Source organism: Jiulongibacter sp. NS-SX5 (assembly GCF_052828545.1).
The window spans coordinates 3,755,535-3,780,661 of record NZ_CM128248.1 but is presented as its reverse complement, the minus strand read 5'-3'; the positions used below and the strand labels follow the sequence as shown (position 1 = coordinate 3,780,661).

The following is a 25,127-nucleotide window of genomic DNA, read 5'->3' as shown; positions in this document are numbered from 1 at the left end:
TTTTTCTAGTTTTTAATCATTATTTAAGCCTAGCAGCTTTGTACACTTACACTCAAACCCATTCTTCCTAAGTGAGCATTCTACCTCTTTTTCTGTGAGGCAATGGTATTTGGTCAAAGTCACTTTATGTGTCTCAAAACATGCCGTAAAGGAGTTTACTCCTAGGCCATCCAGCTGCTGCTTCAGATTCTCAAGCAGAGCTGGATTTTCTATCTGATGAGTCATGTTAATTTCTATCATGGCTAAAAAGTTATCTGACTTCTGACCCACCATTGGAGTCCGGCTATTCCGGGCTGTGCTATGGCATCTCTAAAATTCAACACATTATCTACACCGGCTTGAAAACGCCAAATGCCGGTCTCATAAGCAGATGCTATATTCATCAAAAAATAGCCCTTGGCATATTCATTATCTGCATCTATAATTTCATTGCCGTTTAAATCTGCGAATCCGTAACGACCGCGATAAATCCCACGAATATTAAATGAAAGGCCATTCTCGATCTGGTAAAAGGCCTTGACATTAGCCGAATGTTTTGATCTATTGATAAGTCCACCATAGTCAGCTTTGCTTACTCTTGTGGTCTCTAAGGTTTCGGGATCCCTTTTATAAAGATTCCCTTCCTTAATGGCCTCTATGACACTTTTGTCTTTGGCTTCCAGGAATTGATAGCCCGCTGATAGTCTTAACTTACCCTGATAACCAATTTCCATCGGGTAAGACACATTTGCTTCTAACCCTTGTGTATATACTTCAGAAATATTTCTGTAACTGTAAAGATTTTGACCGTTAGCTTTCTGAGCTACCGGAAAGCTCTCGATCAAATCCTGTACATCATTTCTAAAAGCGTTTAAATTTCCTGACAATCCATTCTCAGCCGTTAAAAGTACCCCGAGATTAAAGGCTTGAGAGCTCTCGGGGCTCAAGTCACCAAAACTCTCCGGATCTTGAAAAACGGCTGAAATTTGTCCTTCAGCCTGAAGTTTATTGAAGTTGGTAAGAAGCTCATTTGAGCCGAATACACTGTAGCCAGCAATGGCATTTGTAAAATTTAGGTAAAGCTGTCTAAAATCAGGGGCTTTATAGCCTACACCATAAGAGCCTCTAATTTTTAAATGATCATTCAATGAAAATATGGCTGCTGCTTTAGGGGAAAATTGATTCCTATAGGCACTATGAGCGTCATACCTACCGCCAAGGTTAAACTGCCATTTCTCTGAAGCGTACCATTCATACTGACCAAAAATGTAATTGGTATTGAAGGTCTTCAACTCATCATACCTCGTGGCCTCTACAGATTCTAAAACGCTTCCTATTCCAAATAGAAAGAAGTGTTTTTCGGCTTGACTAAAATCTACCAATAACTCAGGTCTTAAAAAAGATTGATTGAAGTAGCTTTGGTCGTAGACATCTCCTGTAGTTTCATAAGTAATCAATGAATTAGTACCGTAACTTGAATAATAAGCTCTGGCAGTCAAATTTAATGTTGGCGTAAAAGAATGCTTCAGTCTAAAATTATAATTTTGATCTTCTACTTTCCCATCACTTTGGAGTCTTACAGGAGTATCTCCACTACTGGAAATTTCATAACCATCATTTTGAGATTCTGTATAATATCTGGCAGAGGCTAAAACTGATGTATTATTAGAAATCTGGTATTTTAATTTCGGCTGAACGGTGTAATTGACAAAAGGAGCAACTGTATTTCCATAAGTTTCCGGCGTCAAATCATAGCCTCCGGAGGCATATCTATCCGCAAAAAGGTTAAGTTTTAAATCTCCAGCCTTGAGGTTACCGTTAAAAGAAAGATCTGAGGTCTGATTAGCACCATATCTGGCATTTATGGAACCTCCGGTTTTGTTAGCATCCTCGGTGATAATATTGATAACGCCTGCCAGTGCTTCTGAACCATACAAACTAGAAGATGGACCTTTTACTACCTCTATCTGTTTTATATTCCCTACAGCCAATCGATCAAGCTCCAGGGTGCCGGCGGTACGCCCGATTAGAGGTTCGCCGTCTACCAGTATTAAGGTATAATCTGGATTAAAACCTTGAAGCTGTACACCCTTCCCGTGATCATTCACGATAAAAAGGCCTGTTTGCTCCGCAAGAACATCCCCTAGCCTCATTGAGCCCATCTGTTGTATTTGCTTTTTATCGATAACCATGACCGGCATCGGCAAACTACTAAGTGCTCTTTCACTTCTGGTAGCGGTAACTACCACGGTTTCCAGAGACCTATTATCTGTAGAATCCTCCTGACTTAATGCCTGATACCCAGCTAAAAGAATAAGTAAAAATGGTAATAGCTTTTTCATTATTTTTATTTAGACCGTTTCTAAATAACGAGACAAAGGTGGGTATCAAGAATGATCAATGCAAGGTTATTTAGAATTATTTTAAATAAAATTTGATGACAGCAAAAGCTGGCATATATTTGTAGCACAAGAGTGAAAAGAGATGAGTCAAAAACAGAAATTGTACAGTACTACTAAGGGAGAATCATTTCAGGATAATGTCACCAACAAAATCATTATCCATTTTGAGAATCGTGAGATCAAAGTAGACTGGTATCAATTTAAATCTCTCAGACAGCAAATCAATTCGGTCAAACTGGAAGAAGTTCTTTTTGACTTAAGTGACCAATCTGACTTTCTTAACTTATACATCCCAAATAACCCATTGAGGTTAACACTTTGCTCTTTTGTTCAGCTCAAAGAACTTATCGACGGCACCATGTTCTCGTTGCAGCTCAATTCTATGCTCTGTGAGGTTTTGGGATACCATAAAACTGCCTAGCTTAAGTCTCTTGTAATTAGACTGTTTCTAAATTTTTCTAATATTTCCTCTAAAGGAACACTTTCATTATTGTTGTTGTCAAGTAATTGAAACCTGAAATATTTCGGGTATATCAACAAAAGAAAGAAAAGACATGATGAAAGATTTGGTAAGAAGCAGAACCTCTCTAAGTGAGGATATAGAAATACTTTTGAACGCTCAATGCAAAATGGAAGCTGAAGCTTCTAATAAATATCTGGCTATGGCTTCATGGCTAGATCGCAACGGTTATAAATTCAGCTCTGAGTACTTATACGAGCAAGCCGAAGAAGAAAGAGAGCATTTTCTCAAAATTCACAAGTATATCAATGAAGTAGGTGGAGTAGCTATTACACCGAAAATCGATGAGGTACCTCAGGAATACGACTCTCTGAAGCAAGTTTTTGAAACGGCATTGGAAAGTGAAATAGCGGTAACTCATTCCATCAATAAGATTGTTGGGAAATGTCGTCAATTAAACGACTACGCCACAGAGCAATTCTTGATGTGGTTTGTAGAAGAACAAAGAGAAGAAGAAGACAACGCCCGTAGAGCACTGGAGTTGTTTGATCTTATTAACCCTGACAGCGACACAGGAAAATATCAGCTTGATAAGGCCATCGGCAAAATTTCTGCGGCAGAGTAAGACCGTAAAGCATATGTATGAATAAAAGAGGTTCTCTCAATTTTGGGAGGGCCTTTTTTTATGTACTTCAAATCACATACTTAAAGTTCTATCATAATGGAAAGAACTAAAGGTCATAGGCATACCTCTTAACTCGCTGGCTTGAGTTTTGCCTTTAAACTCATGCCTCATAAGTCATTGATAGATTTACCTCAATAATGTCTTAATTCGTATGGAACATTTTGGACTGGTTAGAAAGACATCTGGAAAAGACAACCAAAGTATAGCTTATTCATGTAATAGAATACTGCCCAACTGAGTAAGAGAAGGTGGAATATTCGTTTCCTTCAAAAGAAACAGATACTTGATAACAGTTCTACCGTTCAACTTTTAATCCTCCAAAAAGTATAGTGTCATAACGCTTGACACTAAGCGTAACATTCATCATTAAAAGCAAATTGAGCAGTCTCATAATTAACAGCCCAAATGTACTTCAATAAAATTTTATTTTAATTAGACCAATTCTAAATAATATGTAGATTTGTTCAAATTATGAACAATGACCTATTACTTAACTATCTGGGGCCTATTAGGTTTTTACAGCCGAAGTAAATATTTCCCCTTGAGATTGAATGAAAGATTTACTGCGTTAATTCCCTTCATTGGTAGTCTACTTTTGGTAGTGGCTGTCCTAATCACTGTCAAAGATTTTGGACTAGTGATCGGACTTCTGATCTTTCTTGGCTACATCATGACCTTCGCTTGTCTAATCCAATTGATCTTCCATCTACCAAGAAAATTTCAAGTCTTGTCGATGATTGTTCTTCATCTCTTCTTTATCTCTGGATTCCTATACTAATGCCGGCAAAAACGAAATATTTAACAAAACCCTTCCATAGATTTCTCAAAACCTCAGCCGGTATACTGGGTGGATATCTAGTTGCCTCAGCTTTTCACCTTTTATTGGCTGCCTTGCCTGGCTGGAGGGATACCGTATTACTGACTTCAACCTTCACCCTATTTATCGTTTGGATTAGCTTGATGGTTTTGGCATTTCTTTCTAAAAACGGATGGAAAATCTGGGGCATTTATCTTTTAATATCCATAGTTTTTTACCTGGCTGCTAAACTGCTAATTAACTAATCATGAAGCTAAAAGGACTTCCGAATAGGGTTTACAACATTCTATTTCATACACATACGGTATCGGGGATTGTACTAAGTTTTGGGCTGTTTATCATTTTTTATGCAGGGGCTTTTGCCCTGTTTAAATCTGAAATAGCTCCTTGGGAAAATCCTCAATTGAGACGGATTAATCAACCAGACTTTAGTTTAGCCAAAACTTTAGAGACCCTCAAACAGCAAGATGTAGAAATAGACTGGCATGATGATATCAGAATCTATTTACCCAGTGAAGAGTTGAGAACGATATTAGTGAGAGCCCATCTCCAACATGAAGACGGTCCAGAGATCCACTATGACGTTAATTTTGATCCCAAAACTTACGAGGTACTTAAACATGAAAACACAACAGGTGAAACGATTTACCGACTTCACTTTTTTGATCAAATTCCTCTATTCGGTAGATATTTAGCAGGATTTACTGCTCTGTTTTTCCTCTTTGCCAGTGTGACTGGTGTATTAATTCACTGGAGAAATCTCTTTACCAAATTCTGGTCATTCTCCATAAAAAAAACGTGGAAACAAATGTGGTCGAATGCCCATACTGCTTTAGGATTTTTAGGGCTACCATTCCAGATGATGTATGCCATAACCGGTGCTTTTTATTTATTGCTCCCATTAATACTACTCCCCTCCTTGGGCACCTTTTTTAATGGTGATATCAATAAACTTTATGCCGTTGTTTATCCTTCCTTCAGCGTGCAGTATAAGGAGAATGCCCCAATGATTGATAATGAAGATAAGCTTCTGGCACTTTTCACCGAGGTAGAAGATAAGTATCAAAATGAAGACATCAGTTATATCGGGCTAAAGCACTACAATAAGAAAGACGGGTTTGTAGAGTTTGCATTTAAATCTGAAGAAGGCCTTGATAACAGAGGTACGGTTGGTTATCGAATTAATTCAGGAGAGGAGTTATACAACCTCATTCCTGATAGTAATAAACCATATCATAATAAAGTCCTCCATGCCATTGGTCAGCTTCACTTCGGCACATTTGGGGGAGTACTTTTAAAAGTGATTTATTTTATTCTTTCCTTGTTGACCTGTTTCGTGATTATTGCCGGAGTTTTACTTTGGAGAGAATCACGTAAAAACAAGTCTTATTCAGATAAACAAAAGCTTTTTCATCGGAGAGTAACTACAATCTACTTATCTGTCTGTTTAAGCCTCATTCCAGCTTTTCCGATGCTATTTATAAGCGATATAAGTACTCCTCAAATACCAAATCATAACCAAATTGTAAACTCAATATTCTTTGGCTCATGGTTCATATTTACGGTGATTGGGGTTTACCTAAAATCTGACTCAGCAATAACTAAGTTCTTTCTGAAGTCAGGAGGAATTCTAGCCATTTTAGTACCGTTTACTAATGGAATAATAACAGGAGACTGGATTTGGCAAAGTATTTCATTTGGCGAAAAGAATGTTTTTTGGATAGATACATTCTGGCTTTTGACAGGTCTATTCTGTTTCTATCTCGGGATATATAAGCCTCAAAATGAACTCAAAAGGTCTTAGTGCTGGTCAAAAAAAAAGCCCTGGGTTCTTCACCCAGGGCTTTTAATCAAATTACTTTTTTATTCTCCCGTACACGTAGCTTTGGCGTCAATATCAGATTCCAATCTGACATTACTAACCCCAACATCTGAGCCTTGACCTGCTGAGATGATAAAGGCTGCTTTGATATTTTTCATTTCTACGCCAAGGTCATCAAAACAACTTAAACTCAACCTGTACTCCTGCCAGTCGCCAGATTTTATCTGAACATCCAGCATTTGGTTACAATCTCCCTCATTGCAGCCCATTCCTATTTGAACTGCTGCAGGTACATCGGTAAAGGATTTGGCCGAGAAAGTTAATTCCATGGCTCCATTTGACTGTCTGGAAAGATCAGCAGCACTCTCGCTTACCACCTTGAACTGTGTCTCCTCGGCTTGAGTCCATTTAAGTCTAAGGGCATCTTCCTGTGCATTATGGTCCGTTTTACTAATGATCAGTCCTGAAGCTGAAGTCGGGAAGCTAGATACTTGCTTCACCAGATCACCCGTTTGCATTGACAAACTCCAAGGTGCCACCGGCTGACCAGCCTGATAGAATTTATCACTGGACTCAACACCCATATTCTCTAAGCCGGAAACCTCTTCAAGATCACCAACTGTCTCGTTTGACGCATAATTCAATCCGTACCCCAACTCAAAAAGGGCATTGGCTTTTCTATCAGCAGCTTTATGGTAACTAACCGCTGTATTTGGCCAGGTGAAAGACAACTTTCCTTTAAAATCATACGAAGGATCTGTTTGGAATAGTACATCTGCTATACCGCCACCTTCAGAACCTGGTAAAAATGCCGCTACAAAAGCATCAGAATTATTGATCTCAGGATTAACCCAAAGTGGTCGTCCCGATAAGAAGACTGATACCACAGGTACACCTTTTTCTTTAAACTCTGCTAGTGTATTGACATCAAAGCCATTCGGCTCAAAATCAAGATTTTTTCTATCACCTTGAAATTCAGCATATGGGTCCTCTCCGTAAACTGCTATAACAACATCTGCTTTGGCAGAACTACTGCCATCGGCAGAGAAAATGACCTTGCCTCCAGCTTGAGTTACCGCCTCCTCTATTCCTGAAAGAATAGTCTGACTGTTTGGAAACTCCTCGTTGGTATGGCCTACTCCCTGCCAAGAGAGGGTCCAGCCTCCACTTGCTTTTGAAACACTATTGGCTCCATCGCCCACTACCATGATGGTTTTAGAGCCATCGATGGGCAACACATTTCCGTTATTTTTCAAGAGAACCATTGACTCTCTAACTGCCTGACGAGCAATAGCACGGCTTTTGGCAGATGAAAGTAAAGCTTCATTACCTGCATTGGCTCTACTACTTGGTTTTCCTTTGGTAAATAAGCCTGAGGCAATCTTAACTCTTAAGATTCTTCTAACTGCATCATCAAGCCTTTCCATCGGGATAGTACCCTCCTGAACATGCTTCAGTGTACTCTCCCAAAGACCTTTCCAGCTATCAGGTGCCATATACATATCCAAGCCAGCGTTTATTGCTTGCGGGCAATCGGTATTGGTGCAGCCTGGTATTTGGCCATGACCATTCCAGTCTCCGACTACAAAACCATTGAAACCCATTCTGCCTTTCAGTACATCAGTCAGAAGGTCTTTATCTCCGTGTAGCTTTCTTTCCTGCCAGCTAGAGAATGAAGCCATTACAGTCTGAACTCCAGCAGGGATGGCACTGTAGTAACCAGCTCCATGAATATCTCTTAGTTCTGCTTCGCTAATTTTAGCATCTCCCTGGTCTACACCGTTCTCTGTACCACCATCTCCTAAATAATGTTTGGCACTGGAAATCACTCGACCGTCTTTCATAAAGTCTTCAGCACCAAAATGGCCTTGTAATCCTTGAGCGATTCTTCCTCCATAGGACTTCACAATTGCAGGATCCTCAGAGAAACCTTCGTAGCTTCTTCCCCATCTGATATCCTGAGGTACGGCCAATGTAGGAGCGAAAGTCCAGTCATGACCAGATATGGTCAAAGCCTCCGCTGTAACTGAAGAGATTTGTTCGATAAGATCAGGGTTACGCATCGCACCCAAACCTACATTATGTGGAAAAATTATGGCCCCTTTGAGATTGGCATGGCCATGAACAGCATCTATACCCCATATCATTGGTATAGGCACTTCTACCCCTTCAGGGTCCATCGAAGCTTCCCAATATTTATCGGCCATCTCCAGCCAGGTCTTTGTATCTGCGTAAGGAAGTGGACCTGGTGCAGAATTACCTCCACTAAGTACAGAACCTAGCCTATATTTTTTTACATCTTCCGGAGTAAGAGAAGCATTATCACCTTGTATCACCTGACCTACTTTCTGCTCAAGTGTCAATTTTGGGAGAATTTCATCTATCTGAGCTTCTATTTCAGGATTTAAGGGTAAAGCCTCTATCGTCGGCCAATTTTCGGGATTGATTTCATTGCTGGCCTGATCAGTGTCGGAATTCTGATTACAGCTCCATGTACTCAGACCGAATACCACTGCCAAAAGTAAAGTTACCTTAAAGGTATTTTTAAGTTTCATTGGGTTGATTAATTTAGGTTTAGTTAGTTATAAATCAGAGCAAGTTAATTCTTTTAGAAGAATCAGGAAGATTAATCACTTCAGAAAAACTAAACCATCTATCTACCCTATCACTTTTTCTTTTTCCTTCCCCACCAAATCAAAAAACCTGTTATCGGTAAACTAGCGGCTGTTAATGAAAGGAGAAATGCCAGAATTTTGCCGGGGAACCCCCATATGGCTCCTATATGGATATCATAATTCATTCTCATTAATTTATCTGCCGCAGTAGCATCTTCCAGTTTTCCATAAACATGATCTACCTCCAACTCTTCCAATGTGTATTGGTCAAAATAACGGTAGTTCAAAGTCCAGTATTTATCAGACAATGTATTGGTATTGACAGCGAGTGAAGAAGAGTCAGACTCAGGAACATGAACCTCTATAGAAATAGCTTCCGGTTCTTCTTCCAGCACTCTATGCCAGATTTCATCCATGGCATTCGTAGTCTTGTAGTCTTGTGGTTTACCTTTTATTGCTGAAAGAGGTTCAGCATACATCACAGATTTCTCACCACCTATTGCTCCGTAATAAGCTTCTCTAAACCACTGAATTCCAAAGACAATCCCGGTAACTGCTAATACTAAAAGTAACCAGCTGGCATAAAAACCCGGGATATTATGTAGATCATAATTTTTGCGTTTCCATTTGGTGGTACTTTTCCATTTAAACTTAAACCGCTGTTTAGCTGCAGATTTGTTTTTGGGCCACCATAAGATAATCCCCGAAACCAGCATTACCAGAAAAATAAGTGTGCTGTACGCGGTGATAGGCTGACCAATTTGGGGTGGTAACCACAAATAATAATGACCATCCAATACCCAATGAAAGAAATTGGCTTCCATATCTTTTACATGGAGGAGCTCTGCCGTGTAGGGGTTGAGATAAATTACATCATAATATTCAGGGTCAAAACTGTAGAAAATGGCTTCAACACTTCTTCCTGTTTCAGGATAATTAATAGCATGCAAATGCTTTCCCGGCAATACCTCCTTTGCTTTCTCTACAAATACTGAAGGAGGTAAAACCGGTCTATCCTCAACCTCTGAGAATCTGAATTTTTCAATGGCGTCTTGAATCTCGCTTTCAAACGCATAAAGACAGCCCGTGATACTGATAATAAACACCACCAGCCCGGTTGTTAAACCGAGCCAGAGGTGAATTTGACCAACCAATTTTTTAAATGTCATTCAGTTGATAATGAAAATTGTAAAAGTTAAGCGTTCAATTCTTATTTGTTACCTACAAAAAGTCCCTGAAACTGATTACCAATCAGCTTGGCTCCTCTTACTGCGGTAGCCGTAGCGGCATCCACCTGGTATACATAAGCTTCAGTACCATTATTTACAGATATATAAGCCTTCCCATCTTCCACCAAGAAAGGAGTAGCGTACTGACCGCCGTGCTGAGGAACGTCTTGAACGATAGTTACTGTTTGAGCATTCAAGTCAATAATCGCTGTGTTTAAAAGAGGCGTAACCTCACTAAACAAAGCCCAGGTGTTTACTGCTGCTGCCTGAGCATCCAGGTCATTGGCGATCACATTGGCTATTACCTTACCATTCCCAAGATATTCTGCTGAAGTCACTTTATAACCTGAAGCCTCTACATCAAAGAAATAATTCTGATCAAACTCATCTGAACCAGCATTGATCTTCAAAATAACTGAAGGTTTGGTAGCTTGTGAGAATCCAGCCGACTGAGCACCAGAAGAGAAGGTGTAGTGATTACCAGACTCATCTTCTACAATACATGGCTGACCGCCATAGTAACCGATTGGTCCTGTTCTGGCATCTTTCATGGTTTTCAAATATTCCATTTCAGGATAAGAGTAAACACTTACATAAGCGGTATCGGTATTTGGCGTTTCCCAGGTAGTACCATTCAAAGGATAGAAGGAAACGTATAGTTTACCGTTGTCTAGGTAAGAGCTAGTAGGCCAGGCATTCATTTGATTACCATCAGCATCATATGAAACATAGATTGGGTGTTTCACATTTTCAGTAATTTCTATGTTCTCTACATTTACTACCTGCAGCTGACAGTCATATGATCCACCACCCCATGGTGCACCGATAGCCATAAAATTATCACCATCCAGATCATTCATGACATCGAATCTCTCAAACACAAACTTACCTTCCTGAAGCAATTCACCGTCAGTAATTCTATAACCTACACATTCGTTTAGGTCATAACCAAAAGCAAAATAGGTGTCACCATACTTTTTGAAGTAGTTCCATCCTACCAGCTCTTCTCCTCTACCCTGTGCAGAAATCTCACCGGTCATCAGATCATCAACTGTCAGCAGATAATCTGCACTCTCATCATTACCATCTAAGGCTCTTAGAGACATGACATAATTAACTTTTACCTCCTCCGGTTCTGGTTCTTCTGTGCCTCCATTTGAAGTTTCACAGGCTGTATTTAATGCCAAAAGTGCTACTGAACACACTCCCAGATTTAAAAACGACTTTTTCATTTTTATTTAATTTTTAGAATTATGGTTTAATTTTTATTGAAGAAATACCTGGCCTTGAGCGTGAATGCTCTACCCGGTTTTTGTAGCATAAAATTGTCAAAGAGTATCTCGTCGAAAATATTATTGCAAGACAATGAGACGTTATAGGTTCCAGACTTTAAAGAATAGGCTACCGAGGCCGAATGAGAAACCTGTCTGGGTATATCGTACTTGGTTTTGCTGTTCCCCTGGCTTGGCCATTTCAGATAAAAAGCTTCCACAAACAGGCTGGCCCAGCTTACAGAAAGTGTATTTCCTTCTGTTAGAATATCATCAAACAAGACTCCTGCAGAAGCATTCCCGAATAAGAAGGGTTGATTTGGGAGCCTATCTCCAAACAAATAGTTCTCGCCACCTGATGGTGTCAATTTCTGATTATTGATGATGTTTTGATAAGTGGCATTTGCCTCGATATTATACTTACGCTTATAGCTATACTTCACGCCACCTTCCACTATATTGGCTTTAGCAGAAGTGAGGTTTTGATATTGGCTCGTTACACCAAGTGCTGCTAACCTGATCAAATTTTCCGGTATTCTGTACAGGTAGTTTGCTTCAGCAATCAGGTTATGGTTTTTCCTTTCAAGTCTTCCCAGTAAGCCAAAATTGTAGTTTTTACTTTTCTCTGGTGTTAGAGTGACATTGGGCAGTAAAAGCAGACCATTACCAAACATCTCAAAGGCATCCGGCAGTCTATACGTATCCTCATAGGAGACTTTGAGCTGTAGCTGTTTCGTAAGAAAATAGGTACTGGCGACACCGTAACCAATGTTATTCGTCTGAAGATTGGTTTCTACAAGTTCCTGCTCCTCACCACCCAGAGACTCGTCTTCAAAGGTTTTGGAGTTCATGATAAACGACTTGACAAAAGCCACAGATTTCCATCTGTCATCAAACAAATTAAGGGAGTAAGATAAGCCGGTAATGTTTTTATTGAGGGTATTGGGCTCACTAAATGGTGTGCCTCCATATGTGATGGGGTCCTCTCCTACCCGGGTGTAGCTGCTATAAGTGTTATTTAATGAGACTGACTGCTTTGGCCCAATTTCGTAAGTAAGATTTGCTGTATTGAGTAGTGAATTATCATTAAACCTGAAAAGAGTCTTATACCAGGTCAATTCGCCGGAGGTAGAAAGAAGATCTCGTGTTTTGTAATTACCACGCCAGTCATAAATTCTACTGCTGGTATCTACCGTAAAAGCTCTTCTGATATTATAGTTGCTATAGAGGCTAAAGGAAAGTCCGTCTGCAAGAAGATTGTCTTTTTTGTATTTAATAGACCCAATAATCACCTTATCCTCGGTATAAATCTGGCCGGCCACCTGATTCATATTGGCCCCATTCTGTACTTCTTTGTGGTTACTGGAGGCTATCACACCGAGCGTGAGCTTATCAGCAAACTTTCTATTCACAAAACCCGCTTCAAGCTCCACCATCTGAGACTGGTAAGCATCATTAAATCTTCTTACCCATTCCGGGTCGCCATATTTACCGGTTTTAAGATCTGCTATCTCTACCAGAACCTTGTAATTATTATCAGAGTAGTTTAAAAAGCCGTTTGCGTTGAAAATGAAGCCGTTTTTACCCTTAAATCTGTTTATGGCAGAAAAACGATGTGTATTAAAAGAACCTACAGAATAGGCTACATCAGTAAATCTACTGGCGTTATCATTGGTGACTACATTTATGGCTCCACCCAGAGCATCAGAACCTAAATATACCGGCACCACTCCCTTAAACACCTCTATTCTTGAGATAAGGTTAACCGGTATATTATTCAGGGACAGAGAAGAACCAAAATTATCCATTGGCACGCCATCAATGAAAAAGCGAACCTGCCTTCCGGAGAATCCATTTAAAGAGAAATTAAAGTCAGAACCTAAGCCGCCAGACTCCCTGATCCTTATCCCGGAAGTAGCATTCAATATTTGATTAACGTCCAGATTTTGATTCTTCAAAGGCTTTACATCAATGGAAGCAATCGCATAAGGCAATTCTCTTTTTTCAGAGCTAACAGATTTGCCTTTGACCAATACTTCCTCCAGGTCATTGGTTGTTTCCTGCAGAAGTATTTCCAGGTTGGTATGCTCCCCGACGCCTATTTCAATTTTTTGCGAATAGTCTTGAAAACCAACCGCAGTAGCTGTTAGGGTATAGTTTCCAGGGGCAATATTTTCAATCTTAAACTGCCCATTTTCATCAGAAACGGTGCCAAATGAAGTACCTGAAATGGCGATACTGACGAAAGAAACCGACTGCTTATCCTTTTGATAAACTCTACCATTCAGAACAGAATTTTGAGCAAACAGACCGAAGTTTAGAAAGCATAATAGAGTAGAGATTAAACTTATAAATACAGAATTCTTAACGATCTTATACTCACGGACAGGTTTCACCCTTGGTGAAGATAGTTTTACCTTCATAAAAGTATTGTAATAGCTTTTTCTTTTATTTAGACTAATTTTAAATTAGTTCACAAAACTATTTCAACTTCTTTGATCTCACAAGACTTGTTTAGAATTATTTTAAATAAGGAAGTATTAATTATAATAAATCTTAAAATGGCCTACCAAAGCATGCCTTTCAAAAGAAAGCAAACATAAATGCAGGGCATTATTCTCGGCATCACGAAACAGAAGAGGGCCATCAATACCTATTTTATGACTATCAACAAACTCATTTTCACCTTGGGTAAGCAAACAGTAATAGGCACTTTGCTCTTGTTGATGAGTCACAGCATAGTCGTAGGTCTCGTAAAATGAATGATTCTTTACTCCCATACTATTCTGATAACCTTTATGCATCTCTTCCTCCGTTAAAATCGGTAGATTATCAAGATCAACCCCTCCCAATGTGAATCTCAGATCCTTGAATTGTAGCACCAATTCTTTAAAACCTTCTTCCGTAGAATTCACTGATACAGACTTTAACTCCGCCAACTCAGAAAGATATGTTTTCCTGGGGTCTTTGGTATTATAAAAGCCGGGAGGGCTGAATGTAGCAAATGAGGTAGAGTCATTTAAAAAATCTGAGATCTGCTTAAGGTTTTGAGGCTTAAGTATGTTCTTAAACTTTTTCTTTCTTTCGCCCACTAGTGGGTAATACTGTTCATTTAAGTTTTCAAATCTTACCTCCTTGGTGGATATTATGGTTCTCAATAGATCAAAATTTACCCTTAGCTTTTCAGGATCTTTCCAGTTTTCTAAGGCCTCTTTGTAGAGGTCAAAAGAAATTCCACTTTTTTGCTCAAACAGCCCCGCATAAAGTTCGTGAGGAAAATCAAACCAACCATGGTAATATGATTTACCTTCCTCATCATAAAGAATTATCTCCCACAGGTAGGCATTCAGGCAGTTTCTGGCCAGATCAAACCTACTTAAGAGCGAGTCACCCTTAACTTCAATCGGAAAGTCTGTTTTATCAAACCGCACCTGCTGCCTGTTCCATTCCTGATTAATCACAGCTATATAAGCCATATCTGCATCCTCTTTAAGCTCGGCGGGTACACCTGGGATCATCTCATAAAAATTCACCTCCTTTAATAATATTTCATTGCCCTCATTTCCTTTCAGGATTATATCATAGATGAAGTCCTTGTTGTCCCAAGACTTGATTTTCAGCTGATCATATACTATTTGATTGTATAACTCATGGCGGTTCTCTATATCCGGGTTATCCGGGTACTCGTCATCAGATAACATCTTAACTGTTATGGAGTTATCTGCTGATGTGCAATTTATCAATAGAGCTATCAAACTAAACCAAACTAGTAACCGCATTTATTTTCGTTTTATCAAAACCAGTGAAACCCTAAGATAGATGGTTCCTGTTTATCTGCCACTATTGTTTTAAAACATGAAAATCCATTTCAAAGGCTGCCAAGAAAATTAGACTTTCTTGTTTTCGATTCTTCGCAATTTTTTCAAGTATCATTTATCCTACTTTAGATATTACTATTCCCGTTTTACTAATCTACGAGGAGAATGAAACGGAATATTTTCAAGAGAAGCACTCAGGAAAACTATTAATCCTTCTACCTTTGCCCCAAGTTTGTGGTGCAAATCAAAACTCAGATTTTGTATTTGCTTAATAGGGAATCCCGTGAGATTCGGGAGCTGTCCCCGCAACTGTAAGTTTCATAAGATTATTTTCAACCTACGTGGCCACTGTAAGTTTACTAACGGGAAGGCCAGAAAATAAGAAACGAGTCAGGAGACCTGCCAGAAACGAATCGAGGAAATTCTTACGGTGGATGAGGATTAATCGGCAGAATTAAATAGTTACATTAATCTTTTTTGAATGACAAAACGGGTGAAATACCTGTTGCTGGGCTGTATTGCTATATGCACTCTCTTGTGCTCTAACATAACTATTGCCCAGACAGAGAAGACTCTTTGCGAGGTCACTGTTACAGCCATAAAACCCGAAAGGTTTATGGTTGGCTTAAAAGTTCGTGAGACAGATTCTTTAATGCTGGCTCAAAATAGATTTAATACACTTGCCGGTTTCTTGCAGTTTCAGTCGCCGGCCTCATTTAAAAGTTATGGTGCCGGCCAATTAGCCACTATTTCATTCAGAGGTACCTCGGCTAACCATACAGCCGTTCTTTGGAATGGTGTAAATATCAATATGCCGTCGCTGGGGCAATCTGACTTCTCTACCCTACCTCTCAGCGGGTTTGATGAAATGTCTATTCAGTATGGCTCGGCAGCCAGCTGTGTAGGTACTGATGCGGTAGGCGGTAGTGTTTTACTTCGCTCTGTACCAAAATTCTCAAATCAAGGTCTACAGGCAATCGCCGGTGTAAGTGCTGAGAGTTCAGAAAATTATAGTAGCCAAGCCGGTCTTCGCTATTATCATCAGACATCCAATGACTGGAAAATATCAGGCAAAACATTGCTCTATGGATCGCTAATTCAAAACGATTTTGGCCTGGAACCAATCAAAAATAAAAAAGGTAGGCAATACCCTGTGGAGCCTATCAAAACTACACAAATTGGGCTGGTGAACGATCTTTTTGCACTGCAAAAAAATGGCAATCTGCTAAGTCTAAACCTATGGTTAACAGATAATAATCTGGTGGTTCAGCCGCAGACCATCGCCCTAAGAGAAATAACAAGATCACAAGCAAACAGACTGATGCTTAGCTATAATCTTGGCAAGACACTCTTTAGAACGGCCTACATTCGGGATATCATGAATTATGGCAGGGCAGAAAACCTGGATCCGAGTCACACAGATATAAGTAGATACATCGGTCGTGCAGAGCATGATTTCTCATGGATACAGAATTGTGATAAGGGAATCAATCTTAAAGTTGGAGCAGAATATGTGCGTTATCAAGCGGCCGTAGATGGTTATGGTGGTAAACCTATAACAGAAAACAGAGCTGATTTTTATGCTCTTTTAAGATCTCAATTCAGCAGTAGGTTTGTAGCCTCTTTAAACCTTAGACAGGCTCTTGTTCAAGGATTTAAACCACCATTTACTCCTTCTGCGGGTGTAGACTACCGAATAATCAATAATCAAAATAATAGAATCAACCTGACGGCAAATATTGCCTATAGCTACCGAGTACCTACCCTAAACGAACGCTATTGGGTCAATTTGGGTAATCCAAACCTAAAACCTGAAATAGGCTTTAACAAAGAAGCCGGAATTGTCTGGCAGCACAGAAAAACAGACAAGTACTTTCAACAGTACGGAGTAAGTGTTTTTCATAACTTAATAGATAACTGGACCTACTGGAACCCGGACAAGAACTATAAAGTAGAGAACCTACAGCAGGTACTGGCTAAGGGCTTGGAATTAGAAGCCAGACATAGATTAAAAATCAACAAGACTACGCTTCAGCTAGATGCCCAATACGCCCTTACGCATTCTTCACAGCAAAAAGCCTACGGCCCATACACTCAGGAAATTATAGGTAAGCAATTGGTTTATGTACCACGGCATACATTAAACGGTACATTTACCTTGTCTAATGGCAATTGGAACTGGACTGTGCAGCAATTATTCAATAGCAAACGCTATATCACATTCGACCACAGCGGCTCTGCTTTTCCACCCTATAGCCTTATTAACAGTTGGGTAGGATATCAGCACTTATTCAGAGGGAACAGCCTGCACTTTCAATTGCAAGGCAATAACCTTACAAATACCCTATACCCAAACTTAAAAAAGAATGCCATGCCAATGAGGTCGGTATCAATGAATATCATTTTAGTCTTTAATCATACAAATCAATAGTTATTTATGAAAATCAGATTTCTACTTATCACATTTCTAACCGCCGGAATTCTGGCTTCATGTGATAATTCAAAAAACGACCCTGAACCGGAAGAGCCAATTGAGCCCTACGATTTAGGTGTTATCGTTATAAACGCCGGAAACTTTACCGATAATAATGGGACGCTCAGCCTAATTTCACGATCAAACCAGACAGCTTCTTATGATATTTTCCAGAAAGAAAATCTTCGTTCAATTTCAGGAGGAATCAGTGGTTATGCCGAAGCAAAAGACAAAGGGATTATTCTTGTAGACAATTCTACCGCAGGGCAAGACCTTATTGAGATAGTAGATGCTGGTACTTTCAAATCTGTGGCCACTATTCCGTCATCTGAAATTGAGAACCCAAGAAATGTCATACCAGTCTCAGATACCAAGGCCTATATTACTGCCTGGGACGCCACTGGTGATTTCTCTAATTTCTATGCTAACCCTGGCTATGTGGCTGTGCTGGACTTAACTTCTAATCAAATTATTAAGAAAATTGAAGTTCAAAATGGAGCCGAGACACTTGTTAAAGTTGGAGACGATGTCTTTGTAGGAAACACTGGCTCAGGCCAAACCATTGTATCTGTGATCGATGTGAATACAGATGCTCTCAATACCACTATTGAGGTAGGTGCTAATCCAAGTATAATCGGAGAAGATGCTAGCGGCAAACTATGGATTTATGCCGGTGGGCAACTTCAAAAAATAAATCCTTCATCTAAATCGGTGGAGAGTACTATGAGTATCACATCTTCAAATGCAGAGATGTCTCCTAGTTCTTTTGTGATGAGTGCAGATAAAAATACTGTATACTACACAATGTCTTTTTATGATGCTGCAGATAACTGGATTCAAAAAGGTGAGACGTTTAGCTTTAATACTTCCGCTTCAACAGTAGAAGCGACTACGCCTTTCATTGATAGACTTTTTGGAGGTGGTTTTGGTGTTGACAGCGAGACGGGCTACCTCTACGCTGGCCTTATTCCATCCTATAAGCAAGCTGGATATGTTTTCAGATATATGCCTAATGGCACGCTTGTAGATTCTGTTAAAGCAGAAATTGCTCCGAGCAAATTCTATTTTAAAAAGTAAGCCTTAAAAGCACCAGACCTAGAGGTCTGGTGCTTTATTCAAATGGAAAAACATGCCACAGACACCTGCCCCCTATGTGAAGAGCTTTTTACCTGTAAAGTAAACAGCATATTTAACTGTGACTGCATGAAAATAGATATGACAAGCCAAGAAGCTACCCTTATAAGACATCACCTGGAGTTAACTTTAGGAACCTCGGAATGTGTATGTAACAGATGCCTACTAAAACTAAAAAAAGAGTTTCAGCATCAGAATCATTAAATCAATTAAGAATACACTATTACAGTTGAGCGAAATGAATCAAAGACTCAAATCAGCGAAATAGTACAAAGATTTAACTTCCTCTCCTTCAGCAGTTTTATAGGTATAGCTTTTCTCAATGACCTCATTCAACTTCACCTTTAGTGGCTCTTTAAAATAAGGCCCGTCCGTCACAAACGTGTGAAATTCTCCGTTTTCACCGCAGGGGTCAATGCCTTTGGGTAATTCCTTTATGAAATCGCGATCTAACTCCTGACCACAAAATGACTTCTCCAGTAAAGACCCATTTATGCTTACCACTGTGGTCTTAAAACCCAAATCCCAAAACTCTTCCAGTAATTCCTCAGAAGACCGTTTCCATAACGGATATACTCCCTTCAAGTTCGCCCTCTTGAGATTATTGTCTCTGTAGATTTTCAGGTCTTCCAGAAAAATGTCTCCGTAAATCGCCCTTTCAAAACCTCTGGTTTTAAATGAAGTAAACTTAGAGTGCATCAGCTGATCATATTCTTTCATTAATACACTCTCCGTAAGATAAAGCTTCTCCACTTTCATGCCCATCAAACTCGATTGATGCTCTAACAGTTCTTCATGAACACCATGCATGGTTATTCTTTTGAGTTCACCATTGAGTGTGCTAAAAAGAGTATCCACATCTAAACTTCCATCTTGTAGAACATGAAACAGTGCCAAGGCTGAGCCCTTTCCTCCAGACCAGTTCATAAATGCTTTTGGCAAAGTAGATTTGCTCATCACCTTAGAATTTGTATTGAATACTATTAATGAAAATTAATCCTGAAGACGCTCGAGGGTCATGATCTCAAAATCATATTCATTCTTCTCATCCTTACTATAGAATTGGCTGTCAATTATTTTCCAGTCATTGAAAAGAGATATATCAAAGAAGGCATCTGCCTCTGGGGAGGCAAAAACTTTAGTGAGGTACACTTTACTGACAAAAGGCAGGGCCTGCTCATAAATATTTGCTCCGCCAATCACAAAAATCTCTTCATGACCCTCATGGTCTTTTGCCAACTCAAAAGCCTGTTTTAAGGAGTGAACCACCTCACAACCCTCAATAACCAAATCCTCTTTTCTGGTAATCACGATATTGGTTCGTTTTGGCAGTGGTCTACCTATAGAATCAAAGGTCTTACGACCCATTATAATACTGTGACCGCTAGTGATTCTCTTGAAATTCTTCAGATCATCCGATAAACGCCAGATAAGCGAATTGTCTTTTCCAATGGCATTATTCTCAGCTATCGCAATTATGAGAGAGATGTTATTTTGGGGCATATTCTAAAGATATCAATAAGACAATATCGACCTAACTTATAGTAGGTCAAAAGTATCGGCTGCAATATTAAAACAAATAACATCAAAACATCCTACTCAAAGAAACACTAAAGCCCTCATTCAGCTTCAATTCCTGATTACTCAGACTTTGAACAATCGGTAACTGTCCGCTTAAATTCAAGCCAAATTTTCGATAGTAGAGATCAATACCCGCGGTCCCATTAACATACCAACCACCGGTAAAATGATTCCTTTCTCCATTGACCAGATCCTGTCTCTTAAATTCAGAATTAGTCCCGACAGAAAGTACCAAATTGGCATTGCCTACGTAAACCGATCTGAATGCCAAAAGACTTAGAAGTGTTTGATTGGCAAAATGATATCCATAGGAATTGGTACCATTAATTTTATAGGTTGCATTTATATTCAGGCCTGTTTCATGCTTTTTCAATGTATAAATAACATTGAGAGGCACATCCCAACTTCCTGTCCCCAATTGGAAATTAGCATTCGCCACTTCCGAAATATCATTCTGATCAAACTGATAAGCACCAGTAGGAGCCTTTATTCCCCCGCCAACTAAAAGCTGATGGTTCCATTTTTTATGAAGCCTTGTAGTATCCAGAAAGGTATTGATCACATTATAATGAAGTAAAAGATTGGCATCACCCATCCCCTCTAACTCAGCTTTAAAGCTATCAGAAAGGCGAGTCTGTTGATTTTGCTGATAAGGCAAAAAAGCCATCAACTGTACGTTTTTGACCGGGTATAATCGAGTCCAGATTTCGGTAGTCCGGAAAGTTTCCTGAGCCGCCAATAGCTTACTTCCTATATGTGAGTCAAAGCTATTTTGACGGTACCGAACACCGGCAAACTGCATTTGCCCCTGCGGTAAAATCCCAAAAAATGAGCCTCCGTTAACACAACCACAGATATCACAGGCAGAAAGATTCTGCCATCCGATTAAAATGAGGAAGACAAATAGTTTATATCTCATGGTGCTGCAAAACGAGGATCTTTGATAAATTCCTCATCATCTAAAGTTTTTAAAAAGGCTATCAATTGTACTTTTTCTAAATCAGTAAGCGGAATCCCAAGCTGTTCGCCATTGCGAAAAACAGGATCTAAGGTCCTAAGATCAACCATGCCGCTACTGTAATGATTTAAAACGCTCTCCAGAGAACCGTATCTGCCATCATGCATATATGGAGCCGTATAACCCAGGTTTCTTAAACTCGGCACTTTAAACTTGAATTGATCAGCCGAGTTCCCAGTGATATTGGCCCGACCGTAATCAGGCTCTCTTCTAAATGGTTCAAGACCATTACTTCTAAAACTTTCATCTGAAAACAGCGGTCCACTATGACAGGTTTGACACTTCTGCTCAAATACTCTTAAACCTGCCAGTTCATCTTCGCTAAACTCACCGCCAGGTTCATTTCTGATAAATTTATCGTATTTGGAGTTCTTCGAAATCAGTGTATTCATAAACTGACTCAAAGCTTTCAAAAAGTTTTGCGTAGTCACTTCTTCTGTACCGAAAGCCTTCTTAAACATGGCTTTATACTCATCATCTGCTTGAATTTTCTGAAGCACATTTCCCATTTCCTCGTCCATTTCCACAGGATTAGTAATAGGGGCAATGGAGAAAAGATCAAGGTCAAAGACGCCACCATCCCAGAAAAAGCTTTTCATCCAAGCCGTATTCTGTATGGGTGGGGCATTGCGTAAACCCATCTGATTATCAATACCGTGACTTATGGTATGTCCATGGTGTGTAAAAGCATAATTCTGATTGTGGCATTCGGCACAAGAGATAGTATTATCTCTGCTAAGTCGACCATCATAAAAAAGCTTTTTCCCTAACTCAAAACCATCTTGAGTAATCGGATTTTTTGACAGATCATAAACAGGCTCCTCAAAATTCTCAGGGATAGAAAACAAAGGTATTTCTTCCTCGGGTTCTGGCTCAGGAATAACAGGAGGTTGTTCATTGGTCTCATTACAAGACCAAAGAACAACCATGACTAATATGTATTTTAAATTCCTGATCATCTAATGATTATGCACATGGTCTACCAGAAAAGCCGCGGCATAATTAGCAGCAATTGGCTTACCTACCATCGGGTTATGTACTACCGGAGTAGTACCAATACTCAACGTAGAACTTCCGTCAAAAACTTTAGATACATCAAAGATTATATGAGCCTGAGGAGAAACTGAAGAAGTTACTTCAGCCATATCATCCATGTGTAATTCTACTGTTCTTAAATTATTTGGCGTAGGAGCATCTTTACCGCCAAAGCCTCCGATATGGTAGGCGAACTTATTATCCGGAGTAGCTGAAGCCGCCGAACTGTACCCTTCCATTTTGAAGAAAATATAGCCCATATTCCAGCTCCAATACATATTATCATCACCATATGAGGCAGGGTCTAATACACCCACTCTTTGTGAAACATCAGAAATGCTCTTCACACTGTCTACGCCTATAATAAACGAAATATGATGGTAATTACCCGCTGGTAAACCCGTCAATTCGATCTGCTGTGTAGCCGCATCAGATTCTTTTACCAAGAAATACTCATCAGGAAAAGAAATTGTGTTCCCGGCCATATCAGTAATATTGATATTAGAAACAAAGTAATTTAAGGTAGATAAAGTATAGGTCTCTCCTGAGGCATTGGTAGCCTGAGTTTGACCAAGGTATAGTTCGTCGCTACCTATTCTGTTATCGAACTCCAGAATTAGGTTTCCTTCACCTGAAGGTTCCATAGTTTCTGAATCACATGACGAAAAAAGGAGGGTACCAGCTGCAAAAAACAAACTGGTTTTTATGAGGTTTTTCATTTGAAAATTTGAGTAAAGAATAGGCGTACACGCCCAATCTTTCTATTGAAAAATTGATGTATAAAAAGTTAAGCTCGACTCTGAGAGAGTCTTTCAATAGAAAAACCTAAGCCCGGGGCGGGTGGAAAATATCAAAATGATACTCTGAAGTGTTTTGAGCGGTATAGTTAAACGCAACCTTCTCATTGAAGTCATTGACCAAACTTCTGAAAGAGAAAACAGATTCTGTAAAGCTGAATTCTATCTCAAAAACCTTTGAAAGAAAGGTATTTGTAGCATTTTTCTCATCCTCTTGCTGAGCAGCTTTTAACTGCTTGGCCAAATAACATTGACCATCACACTCAAGCTCTGGCATGTCTTTATTGACACAATAATTCTGGATGATGAAATCTTTGCGAAGCTCATAGTTTACAAAAATAGCAGGAACCACCATTGCCTTTACAAAGAGCAAGGAGAGTAATAGAATAGCCCCTATTTGTTTTATGCTTTGCATGTACTTTCTACAACGCAAAGATAGGTCTGAAAATTTAAGCGGATAGTGACTTCTGTCATGAAATAACAGATTTTCTAATAAAGCCTCTATTTTTGCCCTCAAATAAGGAAATCTGGAAGACAAAAATGTTTATTGACAAAATCAAAGAAGGTAAATCTGGCCTGCTCTTATATGGTATCACTCCACCTAAAATGGAAACACCTAAAGAAAAGGTGACCCTTATAGCCGAAAGGACTTTTAATAGGGTGAAAGACTTACCACTAGATGCCCTTGTGGTTTATGATGTGCAAGATGAGTCTGCACGTACAGATAAAGAAAGGCCGTTCCCTTTTATTGGAGCATTAGATCCATTTCGCTTTGCGAGTGAGTATTTATCTGCTCTTCAGATTCCAAAAATTATTTACAGACCTGCCGGTAAGTTTTCGCAAGACGAACTATCCTCCTGGCTGACCGATCTAAAGGCACATCAATATTACCCGATTTTTGTAGGTGTACCATCACCGACTTTCACACCTAAAACGTCATTGCCACAGGCTTATAAACTGTGGGAAGCACAAAAAGAAAACTCTGTTTTGGGTGCCATCACAATTCCAGAAAGACACGCCGTGCTTAACGATGAGCAGAATCGTATGCTCAGCAAAATGGAGTCAGGGGTTAGCTATTTCATTTCGCAGTGTGTTTTCAATGTAGATTATGCCAAGAAAATGTTGAAAGACCTGGCGGACACCTGTCAATCTACGAATTGCAAGCTACCAACGGTCATCTTTACGCTAACTACTTGTGGCTCTGAGAAAACACTTTCATTTATGGAGTGGCTGGGCATTCACGTCCCTCAAAACATGAAAGATGAGCTTCTGGCGGCAGAAAATATGTTGGAAAAGTCAATCTCACTTTGCCTTTCCATAGCACAAGAACTCACAGAATTTTGTCTTGAAAGTAAGATTCCTTTTGGGTTCAATATCGAAAGTGTGGCTATCAGAAAAACGGAAATTGAAGCCTCAATCGCTATTACGAATGAGGTAGCTAAACTTCTAAAAGAGAAGGGTTTGAGGTAATTATATCTTTGGTTTTTTGTACAAAGGAACCGTGCTGCATGGCTCGCCAAACATAAGGCTCTTGACCAAAGGTTTAAGTCTTTGAGAAAGATCAACGTATACCTCCGTAGGCATATCTACTTTTGAGCAGCCTTTTACTACCACACGGGTATCTTTAAACTGTTCAAAGTCTACCGTTGATAGAGCATCTCTAAACAGCTTGATTTCCAAATCCTTCAGATCTCCGAAGACTACGACATTGGCAATACCCTCCAAACGGAGAGCCAAAAGCATGTATGCCCAGGTAGGAATTATGGCATCGACAGAGCAATATATGGCTACGTTTTTCCCCTCATAAACAGACCAGTCATTTTCTTTCAAGAAAGCTCTGAAGTCCTTTTCCTTTAGAATAGCCTCCATGAATAGGTTATCTTTCAAATCATAGACGACCCGCTCTCCCGGATGATAATAATCCTCAAGATCAAAAGTGATGAGGCCGCTTGCCGCTACTCTATTGATGATTTCTTCTGCCATGCTACTCA

Annotated in this window: 21 protein-coding genes and 1 riboswitch; of the genes, 7 read left to right on the top strand and 14 right to left on the bottom strand. The window is 39.6% G+C overall.

What is annotated here, in order from left to right; genetic code table 11:
• Window positions 1-12: 12 nt before the first annotated feature.
• Complete coding sequence (locus tag ACUXV0_RS16445) at window positions 13-240, bottom strand: hypothetical protein (protein ID WP_446190665.1); 228 nt, start codon at window positions 238-240, stop codon at window positions 13-15.
• A 2-nt stretch (window positions 241-242) separates the two neighbouring features.
• On the bottom strand, window positions 243-2,321 hold the full coding sequence (locus ACUXV0_RS16440) for a TonB-dependent receptor plug domain-containing protein (protein ID WP_446190664.1): 2,079 nt from the start codon (window positions 2,319-2,321) through the stop codon (window positions 243-245).
• A 142-nt stretch (window positions 2,322-2,463) separates the two neighbouring features.
• Between ACUXV0_RS16440 and ACUXV0_RS16435 the strand changes: the two genes are divergently transcribed.
• The 3 genes from ACUXV0_RS16435 (at window position 2,464) to ACUXV0_RS16425 (ending at window position 6,147) form a co-directional block, all read left to right on the top strand.
• A complete protein-coding gene (locus ACUXV0_RS16435) occupies window positions 2,464-2,802 on the top strand; it encodes a hypothetical protein (RefSeq protein ID WP_446190663.1) in 339 nt (112 codons plus the stop codon).
• Between the two features lie 136 nt (window positions 2,803-2,938).
• Window positions 2,939-3,466 (top strand): ferritin, encoded by a 528-nt coding sequence (locus ACUXV0_RS16430; protein WP_446192821.1) that lies wholly within the window; start codon window positions 2,939-2,941, stop codon window positions 3,464-3,466.
• A 1,124-nt stretch (window positions 3,467-4,590) separates the two neighbouring features.
• Window positions 4,591-6,147, top strand: a complete 1,557-nt coding sequence (locus ACUXV0_RS16425; protein WP_446190662.1) for a PepSY-associated TM helix domain-containing protein — start codon at window positions 4,591-4,593, stop codon at window positions 6,145-6,147.
• Between the two features lie 59 nt (window positions 6,148-6,206).
• Here the strand turns inward: ACUXV0_RS16425 and ACUXV0_RS16420 are convergent, their stop codons facing one another.
• The 5 genes from ACUXV0_RS16420 to ACUXV0_RS16400 form a co-directional block, all read right to left on the bottom strand.
• The gene (locus ACUXV0_RS16420; protein ID WP_446190661.1) at window positions 6,207-8,720 is read right to left on the bottom strand and encodes a glycoside hydrolase family 3 N-terminal domain-containing protein; all 2,514 of its coding nucleotides are present in this window, start codon (window positions 8,718-8,720) and stop codon (window positions 6,207-6,209) included.
• A 110-nt stretch (window positions 8,721-8,830) separates the two neighbouring features.
• Entirely contained in the window at window positions 8,831-9,949 is a 1,119-nt protein-coding gene (locus tag ACUXV0_RS16415) for a PepSY-associated TM helix domain-containing protein (protein ID WP_446190660.1), read from the bottom strand.
• A 41-nt stretch (window positions 9,950-9,990) separates the two neighbouring features.
• On the bottom strand, window positions 9,991-11,241 hold the full coding sequence (locus ACUXV0_RS16410) for a DUF4374 domain-containing protein (protein WP_446190659.1): 1,251 nt from the start codon (window positions 11,239-11,241) through the stop codon (window positions 9,991-9,993).
• A gap of 26 nt (window positions 11,242-11,267) precedes the next feature.
• The gene (locus ACUXV0_RS16405; protein WP_446190658.1) at window positions 11,268-13,703 is read right to left on the bottom strand and encodes a carboxypeptidase-like regulatory domain-containing protein; all 2,436 of its coding nucleotides are present in this window, start codon (window positions 13,701-13,703) and stop codon (window positions 11,268-11,270) included.
• Between the two features lie 117 nt (window positions 13,704-13,820).
• Window positions 13,821-15,059, bottom strand: a complete 1,239-nt coding sequence (locus ACUXV0_RS16400) for a hypothetical protein (RefSeq protein WP_446190657.1) — start codon at window positions 15,057-15,059, stop codon at window positions 13,821-13,823.
• Between the two features lie 257 nt (window positions 15,060-15,316).
• Window positions 15,317-15,519: riboswitch (cobalamin riboswitch) on the top strand.
• A 60-nt stretch (window positions 15,520-15,579) separates the two neighbouring features.
• On the opposite strand from ACUXV0_RS16400, the gene ACUXV0_RS16395 reads away from it, so the two are divergent.
• Genes ACUXV0_RS16395 through ACUXV0_RS16385 form a run of 3 tightly spaced genes read left to right on the top strand, consistent with a single transcriptional unit; the run spans window position 15,580 to window position 18,909 of the window.
• Window positions 15,580-17,529, top strand: a complete 1,950-nt coding sequence (locus ACUXV0_RS16395; protein WP_446190656.1) for a TonB-dependent receptor plug domain-containing protein — start codon at window positions 15,580-15,582, stop codon at window positions 17,527-17,529.
• A 6-nt stretch (window positions 17,530-17,535) separates the two neighbouring features.
• On the top strand, window positions 17,536-18,648 hold the full coding sequence (locus tag ACUXV0_RS16390; RefSeq protein WP_446190655.1) for a DUF5074 domain-containing protein: 1,113 nt from the start codon (window positions 17,536-17,538) through the stop codon (window positions 18,646-18,648).
• A 42-nt stretch (window positions 18,649-18,690) separates the two neighbouring features.
• Complete coding sequence (locus tag ACUXV0_RS16385) at window positions 18,691-18,909, top strand: cysteine-rich CWC family protein (RefSeq protein WP_446190654.1); 219 nt, start codon at window positions 18,691-18,693, stop codon at window positions 18,907-18,909.
• 39 nt (window positions 18,910-18,948) lie between these two features.
• On the opposite strand, the gene ACUXV0_RS16380 is transcribed toward ACUXV0_RS16385, so the two are convergent.
• The 6 genes from ACUXV0_RS16380 to ACUXV0_RS16355 form a co-directional block, all read right to left on the bottom strand.
• Window positions 18,949-19,662 carry a Dph6-related ATP pyrophosphatase gene (locus ACUXV0_RS16380; RefSeq protein WP_446190653.1) on the bottom strand — a complete coding sequence of 238 codons (714 nt, stop codon included), beginning with the start codon at window positions 19,660-19,662 and terminating at the stop codon, window positions 18,949-18,951.
• A gap of 36 nt (window positions 19,663-19,698) precedes the next feature.
• Window positions 19,699-20,208: a dihydrofolate reductase gene (locus tag ACUXV0_RS16375; RefSeq protein ID WP_446190652.1), complete on the bottom strand. Its 510-nt coding sequence runs from the start codon at window positions 20,206-20,208 to the stop codon at window positions 19,699-19,701.
• 82 nt (window positions 20,209-20,290) lie between these two features.
• A complete protein-coding gene (locus ACUXV0_RS16370; RefSeq protein WP_446190651.1) occupies window positions 20,291-21,205 on the bottom strand; it encodes a hypothetical protein in 915 nt (304 codons plus the stop codon).
• Window positions 21,202-22,263, bottom strand: coding sequence for a cytochrome-c peroxidase (locus ACUXV0_RS16365; RefSeq protein WP_446190650.1), 1,062 nt, complete (start codon window positions 22,261-22,263; stop codon window positions 21,202-21,204). Before ACUXV0_RS16365 ends, ACUXV0_RS16370 begins: the two co-directional genes overlap by 4 nt.
• Window positions 22,264-23,058 (bottom strand): MbnP family protein, encoded by a 795-nt coding sequence (locus ACUXV0_RS16360; protein ID WP_446190649.1) that lies wholly within the window; start codon window positions 23,056-23,058, stop codon window positions 22,264-22,266.
• Window positions 23,059-23,164: 106 nt separating this feature from the next.
• Entirely contained in the window at window positions 23,165-23,551 is a 387-nt protein-coding gene (locus tag ACUXV0_RS16355) for a hypothetical protein (RefSeq protein WP_446190648.1), read from the bottom strand.
• 125 nt (window positions 23,552-23,676) lie between these two features.
• On the opposite strand from ACUXV0_RS16355, the gene ACUXV0_RS16350 reads away from it, so the two are divergent.
• Window positions 23,677-24,606, top strand: coding sequence for a methylenetetrahydrofolate reductase (locus ACUXV0_RS16350; RefSeq protein WP_446190647.1), 930 nt, complete (start codon window positions 23,677-23,679; stop codon window positions 24,604-24,606).
• Here ACUXV0_RS16350 and ACUXV0_RS16345 read toward each other — a convergent pair whose 3' ends face one another.
• The gene (locus ACUXV0_RS16345) at window positions 24,607-25,119 is read right to left on the bottom strand and encodes a DUF2480 family protein (protein ID WP_446190646.1); all 513 of its coding nucleotides are present in this window, start codon (window positions 25,117-25,119) and stop codon (window positions 24,607-24,609) included.
• Between the last annotated feature and the right edge of the window lie 8 nt (window positions 25,120-25,127).